Annotated in this window: 21 protein-coding genes; 16 read left to right on the top strand and 5 right to left on the bottom strand. The window is 53.7% G+C overall.

The window, feature by feature from the left end; all coding sequences use genetic code 11:
* Positions 1-21: 21 nt before the first annotated feature.
* Together epd and tkt are read right to left on the bottom strand one after the other, a co-directional pair.
* Positions 22-1038, bottom strand: a complete 1017-nt coding sequence (gene epd / locus I2123_RS19475; RefSeq protein WP_112164179.1) for an erythrose-4-phosphate dehydrogenase — start codon at positions 1036-1038, stop codon at positions 22-24.
* Positions 1039-1537: 499 nt separating this feature from the next.
* Complete coding sequence (gene tkt, locus I2123_RS19480; RefSeq protein WP_112164178.1) at positions 1538-3532, bottom strand: transketolase; 1995 nt, start codon at positions 3530-3532, stop codon at positions 1538-1540.
* A gap of 248 nt (positions 3533-3780) precedes the next feature.
* Here tkt and loiP (I2123_RS19485) point away from each other — a divergent pair, with 248 nt between their 5' ends.
* Together loiP (I2123_RS19485) and loiP (I2123_RS19490) are read left to right on the top strand one after the other, a co-directional pair.
* The gene (gene loiP, locus I2123_RS19485) at positions 3781-4533 is read left to right on the top strand and encodes a metalloprotease LoiP (protein WP_112164177.1); all 753 of its coding nucleotides are present in this window, start codon (positions 3781-3783) and stop codon (positions 4531-4533) included.
* A 218-nt stretch (positions 4534-4751) separates the two neighbouring features.
* Positions 4752-5507, top strand: a complete 756-nt coding sequence (gene loiP / locus I2123_RS19490; protein ID WP_213051303.1) for a metalloprotease LoiP — start codon at positions 4752-4754, stop codon at positions 5505-5507.
* Positions 5508-5712: 205 nt separating this feature from the next.
* Here loiP (I2123_RS19490) and speB read toward each other — a convergent pair whose 3' ends face one another.
* Both speB and speA read right to left on the bottom strand, forming a co-directional pair.
* Positions 5713-6636, bottom strand: coding sequence for an agmatinase (speB, locus tag I2123_RS19495; RefSeq protein WP_213052571.1), 924 nt, complete (start codon positions 6634-6636; stop codon positions 5713-5715).
* 203 nt (positions 6637-6839) lie between these two features.
* On the bottom strand, positions 6840-8825 hold the full coding sequence (gene speA / locus I2123_RS19500) for a biosynthetic arginine decarboxylase (RefSeq protein WP_112164175.1): 1986 nt from the start codon (positions 8823-8825) through the stop codon (positions 6840-6842).
* An 858-nt stretch (positions 8826-9683) separates the two neighbouring features.
* Between speA and metK the strand changes: the two genes are divergently transcribed.
* The 8 genes from metK to ruvX all read left to right on the top strand — a co-directional run bounded on the left by metK (position 9684) and on the right by ruvX (position 16903).
* Positions 9684-10835: a methionine adenosyltransferase gene (gene metK, locus I2123_RS19505; RefSeq protein WP_112164174.1), complete on the top strand. Its 1152-nt coding sequence runs from the start codon at positions 9684-9686 to the stop codon at positions 10833-10835.
* Positions 10836-11241: 406 nt separating this feature from the next.
* Complete coding sequence (locus I2123_RS19510) at positions 11242-12636, top strand: sugar porter family MFS transporter (protein WP_112164173.1); 1395 nt, start codon at positions 11242-11244, stop codon at positions 12634-12636.
* 75 nt (positions 12637-12711) lie between these two features.
* The gene (locus tag I2123_RS19515; RefSeq protein ID WP_112164329.1) at positions 12712-13233 is read left to right on the top strand and encodes a SprT family zinc-dependent metalloprotease; all 522 of its coding nucleotides are present in this window, start codon (positions 12712-12714) and stop codon (positions 13231-13233) included.
* 93 nt (positions 13234-13326) lie between these two features.
* On the top strand, positions 13327-14040 hold the full coding sequence (endA, locus tag I2123_RS19520) for a deoxyribonuclease I (protein WP_112164172.1): 714 nt from the start codon (positions 13327-13329) through the stop codon (positions 14038-14040).
* A gap of 100 nt (positions 14041-14140) precedes the next feature.
* Positions 14141-14872: a 16S rRNA (uracil(1498)-N(3))-methyltransferase gene (gene rsmE / locus I2123_RS19525; protein WP_112164171.1), complete on the top strand. Its 732-nt coding sequence runs from the start codon at positions 14141-14143 to the stop codon at positions 14870-14872.
* An 11-nt stretch (positions 14873-14883) separates the two neighbouring features.
* Positions 14884-15834, top strand: a complete 951-nt coding sequence (gene gshB / locus I2123_RS19530) for a glutathione synthase (protein WP_213051304.1) — start codon at positions 14884-14886, stop codon at positions 15832-15834.
* A gap of 71 nt (positions 15835-15905) precedes the next feature.
* Positions 15906-16469, top strand: a complete 564-nt coding sequence (locus tag I2123_RS19535; RefSeq protein WP_213051305.1) for a YqgE/AlgH family protein — start codon at positions 15906-15908, stop codon at positions 16467-16469.
* The gene (gene ruvX, locus I2123_RS19540) at positions 16469-16903 is read left to right on the top strand and encodes a Holliday junction resolvase RuvX (RefSeq protein WP_112164168.1); all 435 of its coding nucleotides are present in this window, start codon (positions 16469-16471) and stop codon (positions 16901-16903) included. Before I2123_RS19535 ends, ruvX begins: the two co-directional genes overlap by 1 nt.
* On the opposite strand, the gene I2123_RS19545 is transcribed toward ruvX, so the two are convergent.
* The gene (locus tag I2123_RS19545; protein WP_213051306.1) at positions 16854-17909 is read right to left on the bottom strand and encodes a type IV pilus twitching motility protein PilT; all 1056 of its coding nucleotides are present in this window, start codon (positions 17907-17909) and stop codon (positions 16854-16856) included. The genes ruvX and I2123_RS19545 overlap by 50 nt on opposite strands.
* A gap of 22 nt (positions 17910-17931) precedes the next feature.
* On the opposite strand from I2123_RS19545, the gene I2123_RS19550 reads away from it, so the two are divergent.
* The 6 genes from I2123_RS19550 to hemW all read left to right on the top strand — a co-directional run bounded on the left by I2123_RS19550 (position 17932) and on the right by hemW (position 22293).
* The gene (locus I2123_RS19550) at positions 17932-18651 is read left to right on the top strand and encodes a YggS family pyridoxal phosphate-dependent enzyme (protein WP_213051307.1); all 720 of its coding nucleotides are present in this window, start codon (positions 17932-17934) and stop codon (positions 18649-18651) included.
* A 71-nt stretch (positions 18652-18722) separates the two neighbouring features.
* A complete protein-coding gene (proC, locus tag I2123_RS19555) occupies positions 18723-19544 on the top strand; it encodes a pyrroline-5-carboxylate reductase (RefSeq protein WP_213051308.1) in 822 nt (273 codons plus the stop codon).
* Positions 19545-19688: 144 nt separating this feature from the next.
* A complete protein-coding gene (locus tag I2123_RS19560; RefSeq protein ID WP_112164164.1) occupies positions 19689-20243 on the top strand; it encodes a YggT family protein in 555 nt (184 codons plus the stop codon).
* Positions 20228-20533: a DUF167 family protein YggU gene (gene yggU, locus I2123_RS19565; RefSeq protein WP_112164163.1), complete on the top strand. Its 306-nt coding sequence runs from the start codon at positions 20228-20230 to the stop codon at positions 20531-20533. Before I2123_RS19560 ends, yggU begins: the two co-directional genes overlap by 16 nt.
* Before the next feature lie 22 nt (positions 20534-20555).
* Positions 20556-21164 carry an XTP/dITP diphosphatase gene (locus I2123_RS19570; RefSeq protein WP_213051309.1) on the top strand — a complete coding sequence of 203 codons (609 nt, stop codon included), beginning with the start codon at positions 20556-20558 and terminating at the stop codon, positions 21162-21164.
* Positions 21157-22293 carry a radical SAM family heme chaperone HemW gene (gene hemW / locus I2123_RS19575; protein WP_112164161.1) on the top strand — a complete coding sequence of 379 codons (1137 nt, stop codon included), beginning with the start codon at positions 21157-21159 and terminating at the stop codon, positions 22291-22293. Before I2123_RS19570 ends, hemW begins: the two co-directional genes overlap by 8 nt.
* Positions 22294-22304 lie beyond the last annotated feature (11 nt).

A 22304-nucleotide genomic window follows, 5' to 3' on the forward strand; every position in this document is an offset into this window, starting at 1 on the left:
AGAGAGGCCGCAACAACCGTACTAGAAACCGCTAGCGGACATTGCCAATGTTGTATCCAACATTCGGTTAGCAAAACCCCACTCGTTATCGCACCAGACCAGTGTTTTTATCAGGTGCTTTCCACTTACCCGCGTCTGCGTTCCATCTACAATGGCGCTGTGGGGATCATGGTTAAAATCTGTCGAGACTAATGGTAGTTCGGTATAGTCAACTATACCACGAAAAGAGCCCGTTGCGGCCTTTTGCAGCAGTTGGTTCACCTCGTCGACCGTGACCGAACCCTCGACAAATACGCTCAAATCAATGGCTGTGACATTGATAGTCGGCACACGCACAGAGATCGCTTCAAAGCGATCGCAGAACTTAGGCATGATGCGCGTGATCCCTGCGGCAAGCTTGGTATCGACCGGAATAATGGACTGACTGGCGGCGCGCGTACGGCGTAAATCGGCGTGGTAGGCGTCGATTACCGGCTGGTCATTCATCGAAGAGTGGATGGTCGTTACGGTGCCGGACTCAATGCCGTAGGCATCGTCGAGCAGCTTGATCACAGGGATAATACAATTGGTGGTGCAGGACGCATTGGACACAATGCGGTGCTGGCGCTCGAGCAACTGGTGGTTCACACCGTACACCACGGTGGCGTCAAGATCGTGACCGCCCGGATGCGCGAACAGAATTTTTTTGGCTCCGGCCTCAAGTTGAGTTTCGCCGTCTGCGCGGCTACCGTAAACGCCTGTGCAATCGAGCACGACGTCAATACTCAGCTCGCCCCAAGGCAGTTGGCTGGCATCAGGTTGATGGAATAATCGGATGGAGTCATCGCCGACGTAAAGGTTTTCACCTTCCTGGCGGACATCCCAGGCGAAGCGACCGTGGCTGGAGTCGTATTTAAGCAGATGGGCCATGCCTTCGGGGCTGGCAATTTCATTGATAGCGATAACGGAGATTTCCGCCCGACGCCCGGATTCGTATAACGCGCGCAATACGCTACGGCCAATGCGACCAAAGCCATTAATTGCAATACGTATTGGCATACTTCTCCCTGTTACACGGTTGTTACTCAAAATCAGTAACACCTATAGTAATGCAGCGTGCGTTTACGGTGAATAACCATCATCATCGGTACGCACGAAACGTGCCGCAGAAAATTTTTCTTTTCCTACACGTTAACTACGTGGTGACGACGATAAGCTCAAATCGCCTGACTGAAACGGTTCAGCTGAGAATAAACGAAACTATGTCTAAAAGGAATAATTCCAGGAATTTCACCGTACGAATCGCTTCGATCGCTTAAAAAAACACCATGCAAATCCGTGCGTTCACAGTGATTTTACTTTTTCATCACGTTTCAGACAGTGATTCCTCTCAAAAACCGAAAGATTAAAACAGTTTCAGAATGATGCGAGTGTAACGAGGATCGCCTGTGAAGGGTTTGACCTGTGTCATTTAGCAAGGAAACTGCAAGCCTGCTCATGGTATCAGGATGTAAAAAAAGCACCCGAAGGTGCTTTTGAGATCCACTGGAGAAGGGAATTACTTCAACAACGACTGTGCTTGCGCAACCACGTTATCAACAGTGAAACCGAACTCTTTGAACAGCAGGTCTGCCGGAGCTGACTCGCCGAAGCTGTGCATGCCGACGATAGCGCCGTTCAGGCCAACGTATTTGAACCAGTAGTCAGCGATACCCGCTTCCACCGCAACGCGCGCGGAAACAGCTTTTGGCAGGACGGATTCACGGTAAGCCGCGTCCTGTTTGTCGAAGGCGTCGGTAGACGGCATGGAGACAACGCGCACTTTAGTGCCTGCTGCAGCCAGTTTGTCTGCGGCTTCTACGGTGATACCCACTTCTGAACCGGTCGCGATCAGGATAACTTCAGGCGTACCCTCGCAATCTTTCAGAATGTAACCACCGCGCGCCACGTTTGCCAGCTGCTCAGCAGTACGTGGTTGCTGGGTCAGGTTCTGACGAGAGAAGATCAAGGTAACCGGCCCGTCATTACGTTCGATTGCGTATTTCCACGCTACCGCAGATTCAACCTGGTCAGCCGGACGCCATGTGCTCATGTTTGGCGTGACGCGCAGGCTGGCGATTTGCTCAACCGGCTGGTGCGTCGGGCCGTCTTCGCCCAGACCGATGGAGTCATGGGTGTACACGAACACGTTGCGGATCTTCATCAGAGCCGCCATACGCACGGCGTTACGCGCATATTCGACGAACATCAGGAAGGTCGCAGAGTACGGCAGGAAACCACCGTGCAGCGCGATACCGTTGGTGATCGCAGTCATACCGAATTCACGCACGCCGTAATGGATATAGTTACCCGCCTTATCGTCGCCGATAGACTTGGAACCAGACCACATAGTCAGGTTGCTTGGTGCCAGGTCAGCAGACCCGCCCAGGAATTCTGGTAAGACTTTACCGAATGCTTCCAGCGCATTCTGAGATGCTTTACGGCTGGCGATGTTGGCAGGATTTGCCTGCAACTCTTCGATAAATTTCTGTGCGCCCGCTTCCCAGTTAGCTGGCAGCTCGCCGTTCACACGACGTTTGAACTCTTTTGCCAGTTCAGGATGTGCTTTGGCATAGGCCGCGAATTTCTCGTCCCATGCTGCTTCTTTCGCTTTGCCGACTTCTTTCGCATCCCACTGTGCGTAGATATCTTGTGGAATTTCAAACGCAGCATATTTCCAGCCCAGTTTTTCACGGGTGGCGGCGACTTCATCTGCGCCCAGCGCGGCACCGTGCACATCGTGCGTACCGGCTTTGTTCGGCGAACCGAAACCGATCACGGTTTTGCACATCAGCAGGGAAGGTTTGTCGGTGACGTTATGTGCTTCTTCGATAGCGGCTTTGATAGCGTCAGGATTGTGACCGTCAACGCCACGGACGACGTGCCAGCCATAGGCTTCGAAACGTTTAGCGGTGTCATCGGTGAACCAGCCTTCAACGTGGCCATCGATGGAAATGCCGTTGTCATCATAAAACGCGGTCAGTTTGCCGAGTTTCAAGGTACCGGCCAGTGAACACACTTCGTGAGAAATGCCTTCCATCATGCAACCATCCCCCAGGAAAGCGTAGGTCTGGTGGTTAACGATGTCGTGGCCTGGTTTGTTGAACTGCGCAGCCAGCGTGCGTTCTGCAATAGCAAAACCAATTGCGTTCGCGATACCCTGACCCAGCGGGCCGGTCGTGGTTTCAACGCCAGCGGTATAACCGTATTCCGGGTGGCCTGGGGTTTTGGAGTGCAGCTGACGGAAATTTGCCAGTTCGCTGATTGGCAGATCATAGCCTGTGAGGTGCAGCAGGCTGTAAATCAGCATGGAACCATGACCATTGGACAGCACGAAGCGGTCGCGGTCAGCCCAGTTTGGGTTTGTCGGGTTATGGTTCAGGTAGTCACGCCACAGGACTTCGGCAATGTCAGCCATGCCCATAGGGGCGCCAGGGTGGCCGGAATTCGCTTTCTGCACGGCATCCATACTAAGTGCGCGGATTGCGTTCGCAAGCTCTTTACGAGAGGACATGTTCTACTCCAGGTCGGATTAATAAAGCAGTCAAGGAAGTCATTTTCTCAGACTCGGCATTAAATCGGCAATCTATAATCACTCACGTGATGAAGTTCACAGAATACGCTTTTAAATCAGTGCGTTTTTTCGGACTTACACTATAGATCGGGCACTGCGAAAATCCTACCTTAACGCTATTCTTACAATGACAGCCTTTTTCAGGCTGCATTGACTGATTTTTTCACTTTCTCTGGGAACCTGAATTGATGAAATTTCATCCTGTAATGTTGAGCCTGCTGGCCACCACTCTGGTGAGCGGTTGTGCAACAGTAAATACCGATACCTTAATGCAATCCGGCGCGCAGGCTTATCAGGCGTATACCCTGAGCGACGCTGATGTGAAAACCCTCAGCGTTCAGTCGTGCGAAGAGATGGATAAAAAAGCGCAAATCGCGCCGGACAGCAGCGAGTATGCGCAGCGTCTGAAAAAAATCTCCGCCGCGCTGGGGGATAACATCAACGGCACACCGGCCAACTACAAGGTCTACGTGACCAAAGACGTCAACGCCTGGGCAATGGCCAACGGGTGTATCCGCGTCTACAGCGGCCTGATGGATATGATGAACGACAACGAAGTCGAAGGCGTACTCGGCCACGAAATGGGCCACGTCGCCCTCGGCCATACCCGCAAAGCCATGCAGGTGGCGTACAGCGCAACGGCGGCACGCTCAGCAATTTCCTCACTCGGCGGCGTCAGCGCTACGCTGTCACAGTCGCAGCTGGCGGATCTGGGCGAGAAATACGTGAATGCCCAATTCTCCCAAAAGCAGGAATCCCAAGCCGACGATTACTCTTTCGACCTGCTGAAAAAACGCGGGATCGATCCGACCGGTCTGGCGACCAGCTTCGATAAACTGGCGAAACTGGATCAGGGAAGCAGCATCGGCTGGTTTGACGATCACCCATCGTCAGAAGCTCGTGCCAAACATATTCGCGAGCGTATCGCCGCCGGTAAATAATCAATTAAGAGATGCGTCACCGGCGCATCTCTAATTATAAAGCCTTACTACTTTCTATTAATTCCATTAATTTCTATATAAGAGAAATTAATCCGCACAAAATCTGAAAATAACATCCCCCGCCCTCTTTTCCTCGCTAACTTAAAATGATTGGTTATTCTTCCTGCGATTTATTTTATTAATTAACTTTCTGATTCACTATCAAAGGACGATGGATTATGAATTTTCGCGTAACAGCCATTGCAGTTGGCATAACGGTATTATTAAGCGGTTGTCAAAACGGTCTGAATACCAATGCGTTACTGGATTCGGGTTCGCAGGCTTATAAAGCTGCCACGCTGACCGATCAGGATGTCAAAAACATGACTGACGGCGCCTGCAAAGAAATGGATGCCGGTTCCAACATTGCATCAGCAAAAAGTAAATATACCAAACGCCTGAATAAGATTGCCAAAAACCTCGGTAATAACATCAACGGTACCCCGGCGAACTATAAAGTTTATCTGACCAGCGACGTCAACGCCTGGGCGATGGCCAACGGCTGTATCCGTGTTTACAGCGGTCTGATGGACATGATGAACGACGATGAAATCGAAGGCGTACTGGGCCACGAAATGGGTCACGTGGCGCTGGGTCATACCAAAAAAGCCATGCAGGTGGCTTACAGCGCAGCCGCAGCACATACCGCAGCCGGCGCGGCCGGTGGCGTCGTCGGCCAGCTTTCCAGCACTCAGCTGGCCGATCTGGGCGAAGATCTGATCAATGCGCAGTTCTCGCAGAAGCAGGAATCTGACGCCGATGATTACTCTTACGATTTACTGAAAAAACGCAAATTGCCTGTCAAAGGTCTGGTGACCGCCTTCGAGAAACTGGCAAAACTGAGCGGTGGTAGTGAGAAGAGTTTGTTCAGCTCACACCCGCCATCGCAGGAACGCGCCGATCATATGAAAGAACGGATGGCGCAAGATAAATAATACCCGCTAAGAAGGAATAAAGCGCAGGGTTTGCGCAGAACGCTGCGTTTTTCATTCCCCAAACATTCATCCGTGGTGAACGATTTTACTATTCTCAACGCAATAACCACCGCCTTTATTTTATATAATAAATAAAAACATATTCTCTACACAAATAATTAAGGCACCACAAGGGTGCCTTAAAAAATGACGAGCTGGCTGCACATCAGCCTTTTTTGGACGCCTGCACGTGAAGCATTTCCAGCGCCAGTGTGGCAGCGGCCAGTGCGGTGATTTCTGACTGGTCGTAAGCCGGAGCCACTTCCACGATATCCATACCCACGATATCCAGATCCAAATCTTTCAGGCCGCGAACCAGTTTCAGCGCGCGATCGGACGTCAGGCCACCGATGACCGGTGTACCGGTGCCCGGAGCATGTGCCGGATCCAGACAGTCGATGTCGAAGCTCAGGTAAACCGGCAGATCGCCGACGATTTGCTTCACCTGCGCCAGAATATCATCCACGGTGCGGTCGTTAACCTGCGCAGCATCCAGAACGGTGAAGCCGAGATTTTTATCAAACTCGGTGCGGATACCGATCTGCACGGAGTGATTCGGGTCGATCAGGCCTTCATTTGGCGCATGGAAGAACATGGTGCCGTGGTCGAATTTGCTGCCGTTAGAATAGGTATCGGTGTGCGCATCGAAATGTACCAGCGCCATTTTACCGAAGTGCTTAGCGTGAGCGCGCAGCAGTGGCAGGGTTACAAAGTGGTCACCGCCGAAAGACAGCATACGCTTGCCAGATGACAATACTTTATCAGCGTGCTGTTGCAGTTTGTCCGTCAGATCCTGTGCATCACCGAAGTTGAACACCAGATCGCCACAGTCGATGACGTTCAGACGATCGCGCAGATCGAAATCCCACGGCCAGCGCTGACCTTCCCACGCCAGATTCACTGACACCTGACGGATAGCGGCAGGACCGAGACGTGCGCCTGAACGGCCAGAGGCCGCCATGTCGAAAGGAATACCGGTGATGACCCAGTCAGCTTCCGCCGTGTACGGCTGGAAGTTCAGCGGGAAACGCAGAAAACCAAATGCGTTGGAAACCAGGGAGTTATCAGGCTCATTGCCTAAAGTGCTCACTAATTTACTCATAAAAAATGTCCTCTTTTTGCATCGCCGTGCAGCCTGCTGCTGACACAGAATGGTGAAGTATAGATGAAAAAAAATCCCAACCACGTCGTTTGCCCGACCTGAAAGGGATTTCTACAAATTCATATTGTACTGCTGTTGGCGCGAATTTTACCTTAATCCGGCTCAGCTTCAAGCCGGATTATTGTGCGCTTTTACTCGTCTTCTTCCAGATAAGTGTAACCGTACAAACCGGATTCAAACTCTTCGACGAACTGCGCCTGAAGGTCGGCATCCAGATCGGTTTCTTTCACCTGATCGCGGAAACGGGCCAGCAGAACGTTCGGATCCAGCTGCACGTACTCCAGCATGTCAGCGACGGTATCGCCTTCATCTGACTGCTGCACTTCGATTTCACCGTCAGGGAAGACGAACACGTCTACCGCTGCGGTATCACCGAACAGGTTGTGCATGTTGCCGAGAATTTCCTGATACGCGCCGACCATAAAGAAGCCCAGCACTGGCGGATTTTCCGGATCATACGGAGGCATTGGCATCGTGGTTGCCACGCCGTCACCGTCGATGTAGTGATCGATAGTCCCGTCGGAGTCACAGGTGATATCCAGCAGCACGGCACGGCCGACCGGCGGTTTATCCAGACCTTCCAGCGGCAGAACCGGGAACAGCTGATCGATACCCCACGCATCCGGCATTGACTGGAACAGCGAGAAGTTGACGTACAGTTTGTCCGCCATGCGTTCCTGCAATTCGTCGATGATCGGACGGTGCGCGCGGTTGCTCGGATCAAGCTGACCCTGAATCATATTGCAGATATTCAGGTAGATATCTTCCGCCCAGGCGCGCTGAGTGAGATCCAAAATACCGTGTGCGTACTGAGAATGGACGTCATGCAAATCCATCTGGCTGTCATGCAGCCATTCGCGCAGTGAGCGGCGATTTTCCGGATCGTGCATTTCATTCCAGGTATCCCACATGCTGCCGAGCGCACGCGGTGCGTCTTCTTCCGGGGCAATCGGGTCACGGAATTCATTGCGCTCAACGCCGATGATGTTGGATACCAGCACCGTATGGTGCGCGGTAACCGCACGGCCAGACTCTGTGATCACGGTCGGATGCGGCAGGCCGTGCTCATTACAGGCATCACCGATCCCCCAAATCACGTTGTTCGCGTATTCGTTCAGGCCGTAGTTGACCGAGCAGTCAGACTGCGAACGGGTGCCTTCATAATCCACACCCAAACCGCCGCCGACGTCAAAGCACTGAATGTTGACGCCCAGCTTGTGTAACTCAACGTAGAAACGCGCGGATTCACGCACGCCGGTTGAGATGTCACGGATATTGGATAACTGGGAACCGAGATGGAAGTGCAGCAGTTGCAGGCTTTCCAGACGGTTGGCTTCGCGCAGCATTTCCACCAGTTGCAGAACCTGTGATGCCGCCAGACCAAATTTAGACTTCTCGCCGCCACTGGACTGCCATTTGCCGGAGCCCTGCGAAGACAGACGCGCACGCACGCCCAGACGCGGTATCACGTTCAGACGTTCAGCTTCTTCCAGCACCAGCTTAATCTCAGTCATCTTCTCGATAACCAGATACACCTTGTGACCGAGCTTCTCGCCGATCAGCGCCAGACGAATGTATTCACGGTCTTTATAGCCGTTACAGACGATAACAGAGCGGGTCATTCCGGCATGCGCCAGTACGGCCATTAACTCCGCTTTTGAACCCGCTTCCAGACCCAGCGGCTCACCAGACTCAACCAGCGACTCAATCACACGGCGATGCTGGTTTACCTTAATCGGATAGACCAGGAAGTAGTCACCCTCGTAGCCGAACGACTCACGCGCACGTTTAAAAGCGGCGTTAATCGAACGCAGACGGTGCTGTAAAATTTGTGGGAAGCAGAATAACGCTGGCAGACGTTGACCGTTCTCCTGGTCACGCATTTTTTTCACCAGTTGCGCCAGATCCACGCGGGCCGACGGGACGTCAGGATCAGGGCAAACACTGATGTGGCCCAGTTCGTTGACGTCATAATAATTGTTACCCCAATAGGCAACGTTGTAAGTGCGCAGCATTTTGCTGGCATCACGATCGTTCACGGCAACCTCCTGCATGGAGCGCAAAGAAACAGAATCGCCCGCATGTGACGGACGATGGGACTGGATGTCATCAGACATAGGTAAATCCTCTTTCTACACTGACAACATGGCCAGCCACTATCGCAGTAACAACAGGTGAGAACAACCCGAACGGCTGGCTTTCAGACAGGATAAAAACCTGTGCGCCACAGCCCCGGAACTGTTTTTCACTCATATGATTGTAAAACACGTTGTTAGACTCCGTGTAACGAGTCAGGAGAAACTAAAGGGATAAATGCCCCAGGAGGTTGCAGGCTACGTCAGTTTTGTGTCGGGAATACGATGATGAGTCGGACCGAGGTTACTGAGTAGCGTGCAGATGTCGGCAGCTGCCCTGTCTATAGTCAGGCTGTTTATAACCACGCAGGGATGACAGAATTTTTTCTGATAGAAGTGCTGCATGGCCGATTTGGGTCTGCAGGAGATGCTGTTGAAATGTAACAAGCGGTAAAAAGTGGGTCATTAACCTAACCACCTCCACACGTGCCACGCATCACCCGCGGGCATTCGAACTGAGAAAACAGTAATTACTGGGATACGCGGGCGTCGAGAAAGTGCCGGGCGCGCGGCGTTTATACCGGCAACCTGCTGTAAATGCAAAATGAAAATGCAGCCTTGATGGTTTCAGTGCGTGAATATCACTGCAAAGGCGCACGAAAACGCCATGTTCATCACAAAAATGACTGGCTTTCGTAACACCTGCTATCCTAAAATAGCCGTCCAGATGTTAATCCGTCCGTAGCAAGCTTGTGGATTAATGCTCAAACTGCTTCAAGGCTTTGCCTTATGGGGACATGCAGGACGCATTGCGACAATGGCGAGCACCGCTCCTCATCTGCCAGTCTCCCCAGTGTTATGCAGTGATATCTAACCCGTCGTATGAAGGTAAAGAACATAATGGCTAAACACCTCTTCACGTCCGAATCAGTTTCAGAAGGACATCCAGATAAAATCGCTGACCAGATTTCCGATGCCGTACTGGACGCGATTTTAGAACAAGACCCGAAAGCACGTGTTGCATGTGAAACTTATGTCAAAACCGGCATGGTCCTCGTTGGCGGTGAAATCACCACTACCGCCTGGGTCGACGTAGAAGAAATCACCCGTCAGACCATCCGTGAAATTGGCTACGTCAATTCCCAGATGGGCTTCGATGCCAATTCTTGTGCCGTACTGAGCGCCATCGGTAAGCAGTCTCCGGACATCAACCAGGGCGTTGACCGTCAGGATCCGCTTGAGCAAGGCGCAGGCGACCAGGGTCTGATGTTTGGTTATGCGACCAACGAAACCGATGTGCTGATGCCAGCACCGATCACTTACGCACACCGTCTGGTGCAGCGTCAGGCTGAAGTTCGCAAAGCGGGCACCCTGTCCTGGTTGCGTCCTGATGCGAAAAGCCAGGTCACTTTCCAGTACGATGAAGGCAAAATTGTCGGTATCGATGCGGTCGTCCTCTCCACCCAGCATTCTGAAGACATCGGCCTGAAAGATTTGCAGGAAGCGGTGATGGAAGAAATCATCAAACCTGTATTGCCAGCAGAATGGCTGAACGCCGGCACCAAATACCACATCAACCCGACTGGCCGCTTCGTTATCGGCGGACCAATGGGTGACTGCGGTCTGACCGGGCGTAAAATCATCGTCGATACCTACGGCGGCATGGCCCGTCACGGCGGCGGCGCGTTCTCTGGTAAAGATCCGTCTAAGGTTGACCGTTCAGCGGCGTACGCTGCACGTTACGTGGCGAAAAATATCGTCGCTGCCGGTCTGGCTGACCGTTGTGAAATTCAGGTGTCTTACGCTATCGGCGTGGCAGAACCGACGTCCATCATGGTGGAAACTTTCGGTACCGGTAAAATTTCTAACGAGCAACTGACTCTGCTGGTACGCGAATTCTTCGACCTGCGTCCATACGGTCTGATCCAGATGATGGATCTGCTGCACCCAATCTACAAAGAAACCGCTGCGTACGGTCACTTTGGTCGTGAACATTTCCCTTGGGAAAAAACCGACCGTGCCGCACAACTGCGTGACGCTGCTGGCCTGTAAGTCACTTTTCAGACAGTTCTGCACATCAACCCTGTCCTTGCGGCAGGGTTTTTTTATTGCCTGAAATTTGAGGAAAATTCCTAAAACAGCATAAACACCGAACCAAATGAAAACGGTTACAGGTAATAACTTGTTATTAAATAATGTATTATTTCTATAGGTAAAAGTTTGAAACAGAAATTTGATTGATATAAATCAATTTATGCACTATTACTTTAACGGCTTTACCCCTTCCTGCTTTGCATCTCTTTGAATCCCTTCCAGAACAATGATTCCAATCACAGCCATTAGTGTAAACGATTACAACACTGTGACCGGGTTCACGTTAAGCTGGAGGCAGGGTTAATAACATAACAGCCTAAGCATTATTACAAACACAATACGATTGCACTATTTTGGAGACCGGATGAACAACTCAACGTCGACCAAAGGAAAACGCTCGAATAAAAGCGTCACTTTCTTTGTCTGTTTTCTCGCTGCACTGGCCGGACTTTTGTTCGGTCTGGACATCGGTGTCATCGCTGGCGCACTGCCGTTTATCAGCCATGATTTTCAGATAACTAACCATCAGCAGGAGTGGGTGGTCAGCTCAATGATGTTCGGTGCCGCCGTCGGTGCCGTCGGCAGTGGCTGGCTGAACTTCCGTCTTGGCCGTAAATACAGCCTGATGATCGGTGCGGTTCTGTTCGTGGTCGGTTCGCTGTGTTCCGCCTTCGCGCCAAACACCGAAGTGTTGATCGTCGCCCGCGTTCTGCTGGGTCTGGCGGTGGGTGTGGCTTCTTACACTGCGCCGATTTATCTGTCTGAAATCGCACCGGAGAAAATCCGTGGCAGCATGATTTCCATGTACCAGCTGATGATCACCATCGGTATTCTGGCGGCGTATCTGTCAGATACCGCGTTCAGCTACAGTGGCGCATGGCGCTGGATGCTGGGTGTTATCACCATCCCTGCCCTGCTGCTGTTGATCGGCGTTTTCTTCCTGCCGGACAGCCCGCGCTGGCTCGCCGCTCGGGGTAATGACGACAAAGCCCGCCGCGTGCTGGAAAAACTGCGCGATTCCACCGCGCAGGCGAAAAGCGAACTGGATGAAATCCGTGAAAGCCTGAAAGTGAAACAGAGCGGCTGGGGTTTGTTCATCAACAACAAAAACTTCCGTCGTGCGGTTTACCTCGGAATTTTGTTGCAGGTGATGCAGCAGTTCACCGGTATGAACGTCATCATGTATTACGCACCTAAAATTTTCGGTATCGCCGGTTTCGCCAGTACTTCTCAGCAAATGTGGGGTACGGTGATTGTGGGTCTGGTCAACGTGCTGGCGACCTTCATTGCTATCGGTCTGGTTGACCGCTGGGGCCGTAAGCCAACGCTCAAACTGGGCTTCCTGGTGATGGCGGTCGGCATGGGTATTCTCGGTACGATGCTGCACATCGGTGTGGAGTCTGACTTTGCTAAATACTTCTCTATCGCCATGTTGCTGATGTTCATCGTAGGTTTTGCGATGAGTGCCGGTCCGCTGATCTGGGTACTGTGTTCCGAAATTCAGCCGCTGAAAGGCCGCGATTTTGGTATCACCGTTTCCACGGCGACCAACTGGATTGCTAACATGATTGTCGGTGCCACCTTCCTGACCATGCTGGAAACTCTCGGTAACGCCAACACCTTCTGGGTGTACGCCGCGCTGAACGTGGTCTTCATCTTCATCACCATTGCGCTGATCCCTGAGACCAAAAACGTCTCTCTGGAACACATTGAACGCAATCTGATGAAAGGCGAAGCACTGCGCGACATCGGTAAGTAAGCGTCACTGTCCTCCCCTGCAAAGGGGAGGAATTCCATATTGCATCTCCCCTCCGCCGCATTTATCCTTCGCCTGATGAAAACCTCACGACTCCCCATCGCCCTGCAACAAGCCGTTATGCGCTGCCTGCGGGAAAAACTTCAGATGGCAAATCAGTTTTTTGGCACCGACTATCCGGAGCCTGAAATCACCTATCAGCAACGCGGCACCAGCGCGGGCAGTGCGTATCTGCAACACTGGCAAATCCGGCTGAATCAGGTGCTCTTACAGGAAAATCAGCAACCGTTTATTGATGAAGTGGTCCCGCACGAACTGGCGCATTTGCTGGTATTCCGCCGTTTTGGCCGCGCACCTGCGCCGCACGGTAAAGAGTGGCGCTGGATGATGGAGCACGTCCTCGGCGTTTCTGCCAGCCGTACTCATAAGTTCGAAGTCGCCTCGGTGCAGAGTAAAACGTATCCGTATCTGTGCGCCTGTCGCGACCACCAGCTGACCGTACGTCGTCACAATAAAGTGATGCGTAAAGAGTCGGAATACCGCTGTCGTCATTGCGGCGAATTGTTACGGTTTAATGCTAAAGGCACGACTAACTGCTGATTTTTCAATCACTAAATAGCAGCAATGTCCCATTGTCACACCGCACCGCATCCGTTACCCTTCCGACCTTTTCACATCAGGTCATTTAGAAACATGTTTCGTAAAACGCTTTCAGCCTTTCTGTTTATCCTGGCACTGGCACCGCTCAGCGCATTCAGCCAGTCCGGCAAGAGCATCAACAATTTCAGCCAGGCCAAAGCCGCGGCCGTCAAAATCAATCAGGGCGCGCCCTCTTTCTATTGCGGATGTGACATCAGCTGGCAGGGCAAAAAAGGGACGCCGGATCTGAAATCCTGCGGTTACGCGGTACGTAAAAGCGAACAGCGCGCCAGCCGGATTGAATGGGAACACGTGGTGCCTGCGTGGCAGTTCGGCCACCAGATGCAGTGCTGGCAGGACGGCGGGCGCAAAAACTGTGCGAAAAATGCCGATTACCGTCAGGTAGAAACCGATCTGCATAACCTTCAGCCGGCAATTGGTGAAGTGAACGGTGACCGCAACAACTTCATGTACAGCCAGTGGAATGGCGGTGAAGGCCAGTACGGACGCTGCGAGATGAAAGTCGACTTTAAAGCCAAATCCGCCGAGCCGCCAGTCCGCGCACGCGGCGCTATCGCCCGCACCTATTTCTACATGCGTGACCAGTACAAACTGAATCTTTCCCGCCAGCAAACACAGCTGTTTACCGCCTGGGATCGTCAGTATCCGGTCACCGCGTGGGAATGCGAACGCGATAACCGCATCGCTAACGTGCAGGGGAATCATAATCCTTACGTTCAGCAGGCTTGCGCTCAGAGAAAAAGCTAACTTAGTATTAAACACGCCATCAGAGCACATTAGCTCGCGACAATGCGGGCTAATCACGCCAAAATAACCCGCTTAAACATTTTAAGGACAGCAGCCACACATGCGCATACCCCGCATTTATCATCCCGAAACACTGATCGCCCACAGCGAAATTGCACTGTGCGAAGATGCCGCTAACCACGTCGGACGCGTTCTGCGTATGCAGCCCGGTCAGGCTGTCCAGCTATTTGATGGCAGCAATCAGGTCTTCGAGGCCAGCATTACGCAGGTGGATAAGAAAAGTGTGCGCGTCAGCCTCGGCGAAGGCGTGTTGTCTGACAACGAGTCTCCGCTAAATCTGCATCTCGGCCAGGTGATTTCTCGCGGCGACAAGATGGAATTCACCATTCAGAAATCCATCGAGCTGGGTGCAAACACCATTACTCCGCTGTTCTCTGAGCGCTGCGGCGTCAAACTGGACGGCGAGCGTCTGGAGAAAAAATTGCAGCAGTGGCAGAAAATCGCCATTGCCGCCTGCGAACAGTGTGGCCGCAACCGTATCCCGGAAATTCGTCCTGCGATGCAGCTGGAAGCCTGGTGTGCCGAGCAGGATGACAGCCTGAAGCTGAACCTGCATCCGCGTGCCAGCCACAGCATCAATACCCTGCCGCTGCCGGTGAAGCATGTCCGTCTGCTGATCGGCCCGGAAGGCGGTTTGTCCGCCGATGAAATTGCAATGACTTCCGGTTACGGATTTACTGATATCCTACTGGGACCCCGTGTTCTGCGTACAGAAACCACAGCACTCACCGCGATAACGGCCTTACAGGTCCGTTTCGGCGATCTGGGATAAGAGGAAACGACATGATCAAGCTTGGCATCGTGATGGACCCGATTTCATCCATCAACATCAAAAAAGACACCAGTTTCGCTATGTTGCTGGAAGCGCAGAGTCGTGGTTACGAACTGCACTACATGGAAATGAATTCCCTGTATCTGCGCGGAGGAGTAGGCCGTGCGACGACCAAAAAACTCAGCGTAAAACAAGATTACGACGGCTGGTATGAATTCGGCACCGAGCAGGATATCGCCCTGCAGGATCTCGACGTGATCCTGATGCGTAAAGATCCGCCGTTCGATACCGAATTCATTTATGCCACCTATATTCTCGAACGTGCTGAAGAAAACGGCACGCTTATCGTGAACAAACCGCAGAGCCTGCGCGACTGTAACGAAAAGCTGTTCACCGCATGGTTCCCGGAACTGACGCCGGATACGCTGGTGACTCGCAATTCCGCGCAGCTGAAAGCCTTCCATAAAGAGCACACCGATGTGATCCTCAAGCCGCTGGACGGCATGGGTGGCGCGTCGATCTTCCGTCTGAAACCGGAAGACGCTAACGTCTCGGTGGTTATCGAAACCCTGACCGAGCACGGCACGCGTTTCTGCATGGCGCAAAACTATCTGCCTGCTATCAAAGACGGTGACAAACGCGTCTTAGTCGTCGATGGTGAACCGGTGCCTTACTGTCTGGCTCGCATCCCTGCACAGGGCGAAACCCGCGGTAATCTGGCCGCCGGTGGCCGTGGCGAAGCGCGTCCGTTAAGCGAAAGTGACTGGCAGATCGCGCGCACCGTCGCGCCAATTCTCAAGCAGAAAGGCCTGATCTTTGTCGGTCTGGATATCATCGGTGACCGCCTGACCGAAATTAACGTCACCAGCCCGACCTGTGCACGTGAAATCGAAGCGGCCTTCCCGATTTCCGTCACCGGCATGCTGATGGACGCTATCGAAAAGCGCCTCGCCGCGCGCTAAACAAAACCGCTGCACAATGGCGCAGTTGACTGCGCCATCATTACTTTCTGAGGTTAAACATCCTGCATACCATGAATCTACAACATCACTTTCTCATTGCGATGCCCGGGCTGGATGAACCCCAGTTCAAACGTTCTGTTGTCTATATCTGCGAACATAATGAAGATGGCGCAATGGGTCTGGTAATTAATAAGCTGGTCGACGATTTCACCATTGAAAATGTCCTCGATAAGCTGGATATCAGCCCTCAGCCGCGCGACCCGAATATCCGCCTCGATCGCCCTGTTTTCTCCGGCGGTCCGCTGGCCGACGACCGCGGTTTTATCCTGCATACCCCGCGCGAAGGTTTTGGCTCCAGCATTCTTATTTCTGACAGCACCATGATCACCACCTCTAAAGACGTGCTGGAAACTCTTGGGACGCCCGACCAGCCGAAAGATGTGCTGGTGGCCCTCGGTTACGCCGCCTGGGAACAGGGTCAGCTGGAAAAAGAATTGCTGGATAACGCGTGGCTGACGATTGAAGCCAGCAGCGACATTCTCTTCCGCACACCGATTGCTGACCGCTGGCGCGAAGCCGCGAAAATGATCGGCATTGATGTTAGCCAGCTCGCCACCCACGCGGGGCACGCATAATGGCGAACCGCACGGTGTTTGCCTTCGACTTCGGCACCAAAAGCATCGGTCTGGCCATCGGTCAGGAAGTCACCGGTACAGCACGCCCGCTGACCTCGTTTAAAGCGCAGGACGGCACGCCGGACTGGCAGAAGATCGAGAAGCTGCTTAAAGAGTGGCTGCCAGACGTCGTGGTGGTGGGTCTGCCGCTGAACATGGACGGCACCGAACAGCCGCTGACTGCCCGCGCCCGCAAATTCGCTAATCGTCTGCATGGCCGTTTTGGCGTTCAGGTGGAGCTGCACGATGAACGTCTGAGTACCGTCGAAGCCCGCGCCGACCTGTTCGACCGTGGCGGTTTCCGCGCGCTCGATAAAGGCAGTGTCGATGCCGCCTCTGCGGTGATCATTCTGGAAAGCTGGTTCGAGAAACAGTGGAGTCAGCCAGCTCCCTGACCCGTAATCCGGCGCTTTGCCGCTGCTGCCGGCTTTGGGCAAACGTCTGCATTCCGGCCTGCGCGCCGGTTTGCAGAATGTCCGCCAGCTGATGTGTTTTGCCTTCGCGAATAAGATTGCACACCGCTGGCGTCGATGTCAGTACTTCGAACAGCGCCACCCTGCCCGCCTTTATACCTTCTCCCGCTTCCGTCACCGCCAGCTTTTGTGCCACCACTGCGCGTAAACTCCCCGCCAGCTGTGCCCGTACGAAAGCCTTTTCTTCTGCCGGGAAGACGTCGACCAGCCGGTCGATGGCCTGCGTCGCATTGCGCGTATGCAGCGTCGCAAGCACCAGATGCCCGGTTTCCGCCGCCGTCAGCGCCAGCCGGATACTTTCAGTATCGCGCAGCTCACCGAGCAGCAACACATCCGGGTCTTCGCGCAACGCGCCGCGTACCGCTTCACCAAACGATCGCGTATGCAAACCCAGCTCGCGTTGCTGGATAAGACATCGCTCGCTGACGTGAATCAGCTCTATCGGATCCTCCAGCGTAATAATATGCCGCGCAGAATGGCGGTTGAGGTGGTCAATCAGCGCAGCCAGCGTGGTAGATTTCCCGCTGCCGGTTGCTCCGGTGACCAGAATCAATCCATCCTCCTGCATGATGATGTGCTGCAAAATATCCGGTGCCCGCAAACTTGCCAATTCGGGGCAGCAGGCGGGGATCGGTCGCAGCGCCGCAGACAGTCCGTGCCATTGCCGGAAGACATTGAGGCGCATCCGCACGCCTTCGCCGAGCGTCAGGGCTTTATCCACCTGTCCGGCCTGCTGCAAGACCGCCTGCTGCGCATCATCCAGCCACTGGCCGCAGAGCGCCTGCATCAGGGGCGCGTCGATCACCGGCAGATCCTCGCAGCGGCATAATTCGCCATCAATACGCAACATCGGCGGATAGCCGGTACAAAGGTGCAGATCGGAGGCATTTTGCTTTACACTACGCACCACTAATCCATCAATATCCATGTTGAAATCCTCCTGAGTCCCTATGAGCCTTAGTCAGCAAAACGCTATTGAGCAGAACTTACAGAATGTCCGCGAGAAAATCGCAGCCGCTGCACAGCTTTGCGGCAGGTCTTCAGAAGAAATTACCTTGCTTGCAGTCAGCAAAACAAAACCTGCGAGCGCTGTCGAAGAAGCGATTGCCGCCGGTCAGCTGGCGTTCGGTGAAAACTACGTGCAGGAAGGGGTGGATAAGATAGCCCACTTTGCCGGGCATCAGCCCGCGCTCACCTGGCACTTCATCGGACCGTTACAGTCGAACAAAAGCCGTTTAGTGGCGGAGAATTTTGACTGGTGCCACACCATCGACCGGCTGAAAATCGCCCAGCGCCTGAACGAACAGCGCCCGGCTGGCTTGCCGCCGTTACAGGTGTTGATTCAGGTGAATATCAGCGATGAAGCCAGTAAATCCGGTATTGCCGTCGGTGACGTCGCAGCGCTGGCTACGCAGATTATGGCGATGCCGAATCTGCAACTGCGCGGCCTGATGGCGATCCCGGCGGCAGAAAGCGATTACACACGTCAGCTGGAAGTTTTCGGGCAGATGCGCGAGGCGCTGCAAACGTTACAGACGATTTGCCCGCAGGCAGATACGCTGTCGATGGGCATGACTGACGATATGCCCGCTGCGATTGCTGCAGGCAGCACCATGGTACGTATCGGCACCGCCATTTTCGGTGCCCGTGATTACAGCGCAAAACAATAAACAGCGTTGGCGGTTTACTGTTTTACTATTGATCGGCTCAATTCAGCCCCCATTAAAAACAAGGAGCATGAATGCAACATCGCAAATTATGTTTTATCGGCGCAGGTAACATGGCAGGCGCGATCATTTCTGGTCTGGTCGAAAGCGGCTATCCGGCGGCGCTTATTAGCGTTTGTGCCCCTTCTGCCACGCACCGTGACGTGCTGGCTGAGAAATACGGTGTAAAAAGCAGCAGCGACAACAACGGCTGCGCCAATGAAGCGGACGTCGTAGTGCTCTCCGTTAAACCGCAAATGATGGCAGATGTGTGTAAAGCACTGCAAAAAGACGTGGATTTTAGCGGCAAACTGGTACTGTCGATTGCCGCAGGCGTCAGCGTCGCGCGTTTCTGCGAATTGCTCGGTGATAACCTGAACATTGTGCGCATTATGCCGAACACGCCATCCCTTGTGGGAAAAGGCATGAGCGGACTGTATGCGCCTAAACAGGTGTCGCAGGCGGATCGCGATTACAGCGGCGAACTGATGACGGCGGTCGGCAAAATTTGCTGGGTCGATACCGAAGAAGGTATCAACCACATTATTGCCGCCGCAGGCAGCGCACCGGCGTATTTCTTCCTGTTTATGGAAGCGATGCAGGCCGAAGCGCAGCGTCTCGGTTTCAGCGCAGATGCCGCGAGGATGCTGGTTGAACAAGCCGCCAGCGGTGCCACCGCGTTAGTGGCCGCCAGTCCGGACACGCCATTGTCACAACTTCGTGAGAATGTGACGTCCAAAGGCGGAACCACTTTTGAAGCTCTGAAAGTCTTCACCGATCGCAAATTACCGGGGATCGTTTCCGAGGCCATGCAGGCCGCCATTACCCGCGCGCAGGAAATGGAAAAACTGTTTTAATTATAATTTATGCTCAAAATCATTTGAGTCGCATCAAAGCGGCAACTGAGTCGAAGTCCTGGAAGCCTACATCAGTATGTGACCAGGATTCACGAAGGCTGCCAGCGCAGGAGCGGCTCGAAGGATGAAGGGCAAAGGGGATTTATGCTTACGCTGACTTTTCTGGTCAAGACTCTTATCGACCTCTATGTCATGGTTTTACTGCTGCGCATCTGGATGCAGTGGGCTCGCACTGATTTTTACAACCCGTTCTCACAGTTTGTGGTGAAGATTACACAGCCTGTTATCGGACCACTGCGTCGTATCATTCCGCCGCTGGGCCCAATCGACAGCGCGAGCCTGCTGCTGGCTTTCCTGCTCTGCACGCTGAAATTCCCGCTGCTGTTGCTGATCCAAAGCGGTGGCATTTATATCGGGCTGAGCAATTTGTTGATTGGCCTGATAGGCCTGGTGAAAGCTGCCGGTTATCTGGTGTTCTGGCTGGTGATTATCCGCTCTCTGATGAGCTGGGTAAGTCAGGGTCGCGGCCCGATGGATTTCCTGCTGTTGCAGTTAACCGAGCCGCTGATGTCGCCAATCCGCCGTATTCTCCCGGCGATGGGCGGCATTGATTTCTCGGCAATGGTGGTGATTTTGATCCTCTACATGCTGAATTATCTCGGTATGGATCTGCTGGGTGCCCTGTGGTTCCAGCTCTAAGTCCGGTTTTCTGGCAGTCCGACGAGCTGGTTTTGCGGCTGGTTATCCAGCCCAAAGCCAGCCGTGACAGCCTGGTCGGTTTGCATGGCGACGAACTGAAAGTCGCCATTACCGCCCCGCCGGTTGACGGTCAGGCGAACACGCATCTGGTGAAATTTCTCGCCAAACAGTTTAAAGTCGCCAAAAGTCAGGTCAGCATTGAAAAGGGCGAGCTGGGCCGCCATAAACAAGTCCGCATTACCCATCCGCAAAATATCCCGGCCGAGGTCGCGGTACTGCTCGCTGAATAATTCGTTAAATCAGGACCTTCCCATGCAGAAAGTCGTATTAGCTACCGGCAACGCCGGTAAAGTCCGTGAACTCGCACATCTGCTGGCAGATTTCGGGCTGGACGTGGTCGCACAGACCGAACTCGGCGTTGAGTCTGCCGAAGAAACCGGTCTGACGTTCATCGAGAACGCCATCCTGAAAGCCCGCCACGCGGCGGCAGAAACCGGTTTGCCTGCGATTGCCGATGACTCCGGTCTGGCGGTCGATTTTCTCGGCGGCGCACCGGGCATTTACTCCGCACGTTACGCAGGTGTTGATGCCAGTGATCAGCAAAATCTCGACAAGCTGCTGGTCGCGCTGAAAGACGTTCCGCAGGGGCAGCGCGCTGCGCAGTTCCATTGCGTGCTGGTGTATATGCGCCATGCGGAAGATCCGACGCCGCTGGTTTGCCACGGCAGCTGGCCGGGTGAGATTGCTTTCGCCGAAGCCGGTGCAGGCGGTTTTGGCTATGACCCAATTTTCTTCGTGCCGGCGCTTGGCAAAACGGCCGCAGAGTTGACGCGTGAAGAAAAGAGCGCGGTATCCCACCGTGGTCAGGCGCTGAAACTGTTACTGGCCGCGATGAAAGAGGCAGTACAAAAGAATGCGTAAGTTGCCGCCGCTGAGTCTCTACATCCATATTCCGTGGTGCGTGCAAAAGTGCCCCTACTGCGATTTCAACTCGCACGCGTTAAAGGGCGAAGTGCCGCATGACGATTATGTCGCACATCTGCTGGCGGATCTGGATGCGGATCTGCATCTGGTGGGCGATCGCAGCGTAGGGACGATTTTCATCGGCGGCGGAACGCCAAGCCTGCTGAGCAGCAAAGCGATGCAAGACCTGCTCGACGGCGTGCGGGCACGTTTGCCGCTTGAGGCCGGGGCTGAAATCACGATGGAAGCCAACCCCGGTACCGTCGAAGCTGACCGCTTCAGCGCTTATCAGCGCGCCGGTGTTAACCGTATTTCGATTGGTGTACAAAGTTTCGATGCGCAGAAACTGGAGCGTCTGGGGCGCATTCACGGCCCTGAAGAAGCTAAACGCGCCGCGCATCTGGCCACCGGCCTTAACCTGCGCAGCTTCAATTTGGATCTGATGCATGGCTTGCCGGATCAGACGCTCGAAGAGGCGCTGGACGATTTACGTCAGGCCATTGCTCTGAATCCGCCGCACCTGTCGTGGTATCAGCTGACTATCGAGCCTAATACGATGTACGCCTCGCGTCCGCCAACCCTGCCGGATGACGATGCGCTTTGGGATATTTTCGAGAAAGGCGATCAGCTCCTGACCGCTGCCGGTTATCAGCAATATGAAACCTCCGCCTACGCCAGGCCAGGGTATCAGTGCCAGCACAACCTCAACTACTGGCGATTCGGGGATTATCTCGGCATCGGCTGTGGCGCGCACGGCAAGCTGACGCAGCCTGACGGGCAAATCCTGCGTACCGTGAAGACTAAACACCCGCGCGGCTACATGCAGGGGCGTTACATGGACAAACAGCATGCGGTCGAAACCGAAGATCTGGCGTTCGAGTTCTTTATGAACCGTTTTCGCCTGCTGGAAGCGGCGCCGCGCGAAGAATTTAGCCTGTATACCGGACAGGAAGAATCCGTGATCCGCGCGCAGCTGGACGAGGCTATTGGAAAAGAATATCTGGTTGAAACGCAGACGCACTGGCAGATCACCCGCAAAGGGAAGTTGTTCCTGAACTCGTTGCTGGAGTTGTTTTTAGCGGAATGATGCCGGGTTCA

The organism is Rahnella inusitata (assembly GCF_018288855.1).
GTDB classification, from domain to species: Bacteria; Pseudomonadota; Gammaproteobacteria; order Enterobacterales; family Enterobacteriaceae; genus Rahnella; species Rahnella inusitata.

Bases quoted from the DNA above. Each gene is read 5' to 3' on its own strand.
- I2123_RS19570 (WP_213051309.1), top strand. From the start codon at position 20,556: ATGCAGAAAGTCGTATTAGCTACCGGCAACGCCGGTAAAGTCCGTGAA.
- proC (WP_213051308.1), top strand. From the start codon at position 18,723: ATGCAACATCGCAAATTATGTTTTATCGGCGCAGGTAACATGGCAGGC.
- rsmE (WP_112164171.1), top strand. From the start codon at position 14,141: ATGCGCATACCCCGCATTTATCATCCCGAAACACTGATCGCCCACAGC.
- gshB (WP_213051304.1), top strand. From the start codon at position 14,884: ATGATCAAGCTTGGCATCGTGATGGACCCGATTTCATCCATCAACATC.
- I2123_RS19550 (WP_213051307.1), top strand. From the start codon at position 17,932: ATGAGCCTTAGTCAGCAAAACGCTATTGAGCAGAACTTACAGAATGTC.
- loiP (WP_112164177.1), top strand. From the start codon at position 3,781: ATGAAATTTCATCCTGTAATGTTGAGCCTGCTGGCCACCACTCTGGTG.
- I2123_RS19510 (WP_112164173.1), top strand. From the start codon at position 11,242: ATGAACAACTCAACGTCGACCAAAGGAAAACGCTCGAATAAAAGCGTC.
- ruvX (WP_112164168.1), top strand. From the start codon at position 16,469: ATGGCGAACCGCACGGTGTTTGCCTTCGACTTCGGCACCAAAAGCATC.
- epd (WP_112164179.1), bottom strand. From the start codon at position 1,038: ATGCCAATACGTATTGCAATTAATGGCTTTGGTCGCATTGGCCGTAGC.
- I2123_RS19515 (WP_112164329.1), top strand. From the start codon at position 12,712: ATGAAAACCTCACGACTCCCCATCGCCCTGCAACAAGCCGTTATGCGC.
- hemW (WP_112164161.1), top strand. From the start codon at position 21,157: ATGCGTAAGTTGCCGCCGCTGAGTCTCTACATCCATATTCCGTGGTGC.
- speA (WP_112164175.1), bottom strand. From the start codon at position 8,825: ATGTCTGATGACATCCAGTCCCATCGTCCGTCACATGCGGGCGATTCT.
- I2123_RS19560 (WP_112164164.1), top strand. From the start codon at position 19,689: ATGCTTACGCTGACTTTTCTGGTCAAGACTCTTATCGACCTCTATGTC.
- metK (WP_112164174.1), top strand. From the start codon at position 9,684: ATGGCTAAACACCTCTTCACGTCCGAATCAGTTTCAGAAGGACATCCA.
- tkt (WP_112164178.1), bottom strand. From the start codon at position 3,532: ATGTCCTCTCGTAAAGAGCTTGCGAACGCAATCCGCGCACTTAGTATG.
- endA (WP_112164172.1), top strand. From the start codon at position 13,327: ATGTTTCGTAAAACGCTTTCAGCCTTTCTGTTTATCCTGGCACTGGCA.
- I2123_RS19535 (WP_213051305.1), top strand. From the start codon at position 15,906: ATGAATCTACAACATCACTTTCTCATTGCGATGCCCGGGCTGGATGAA.
- loiP (WP_213051303.1), top strand. From the start codon at position 4,752: ATGAATTTTCGCGTAACAGCCATTGCAGTTGGCATAACGGTATTATTA.
- I2123_RS19545 (WP_213051306.1), bottom strand. From the start codon at position 17,909: ATGGATATTGATGGATTAGTGGTGCGTAGTGTAAAGCAAAATGCCTCC.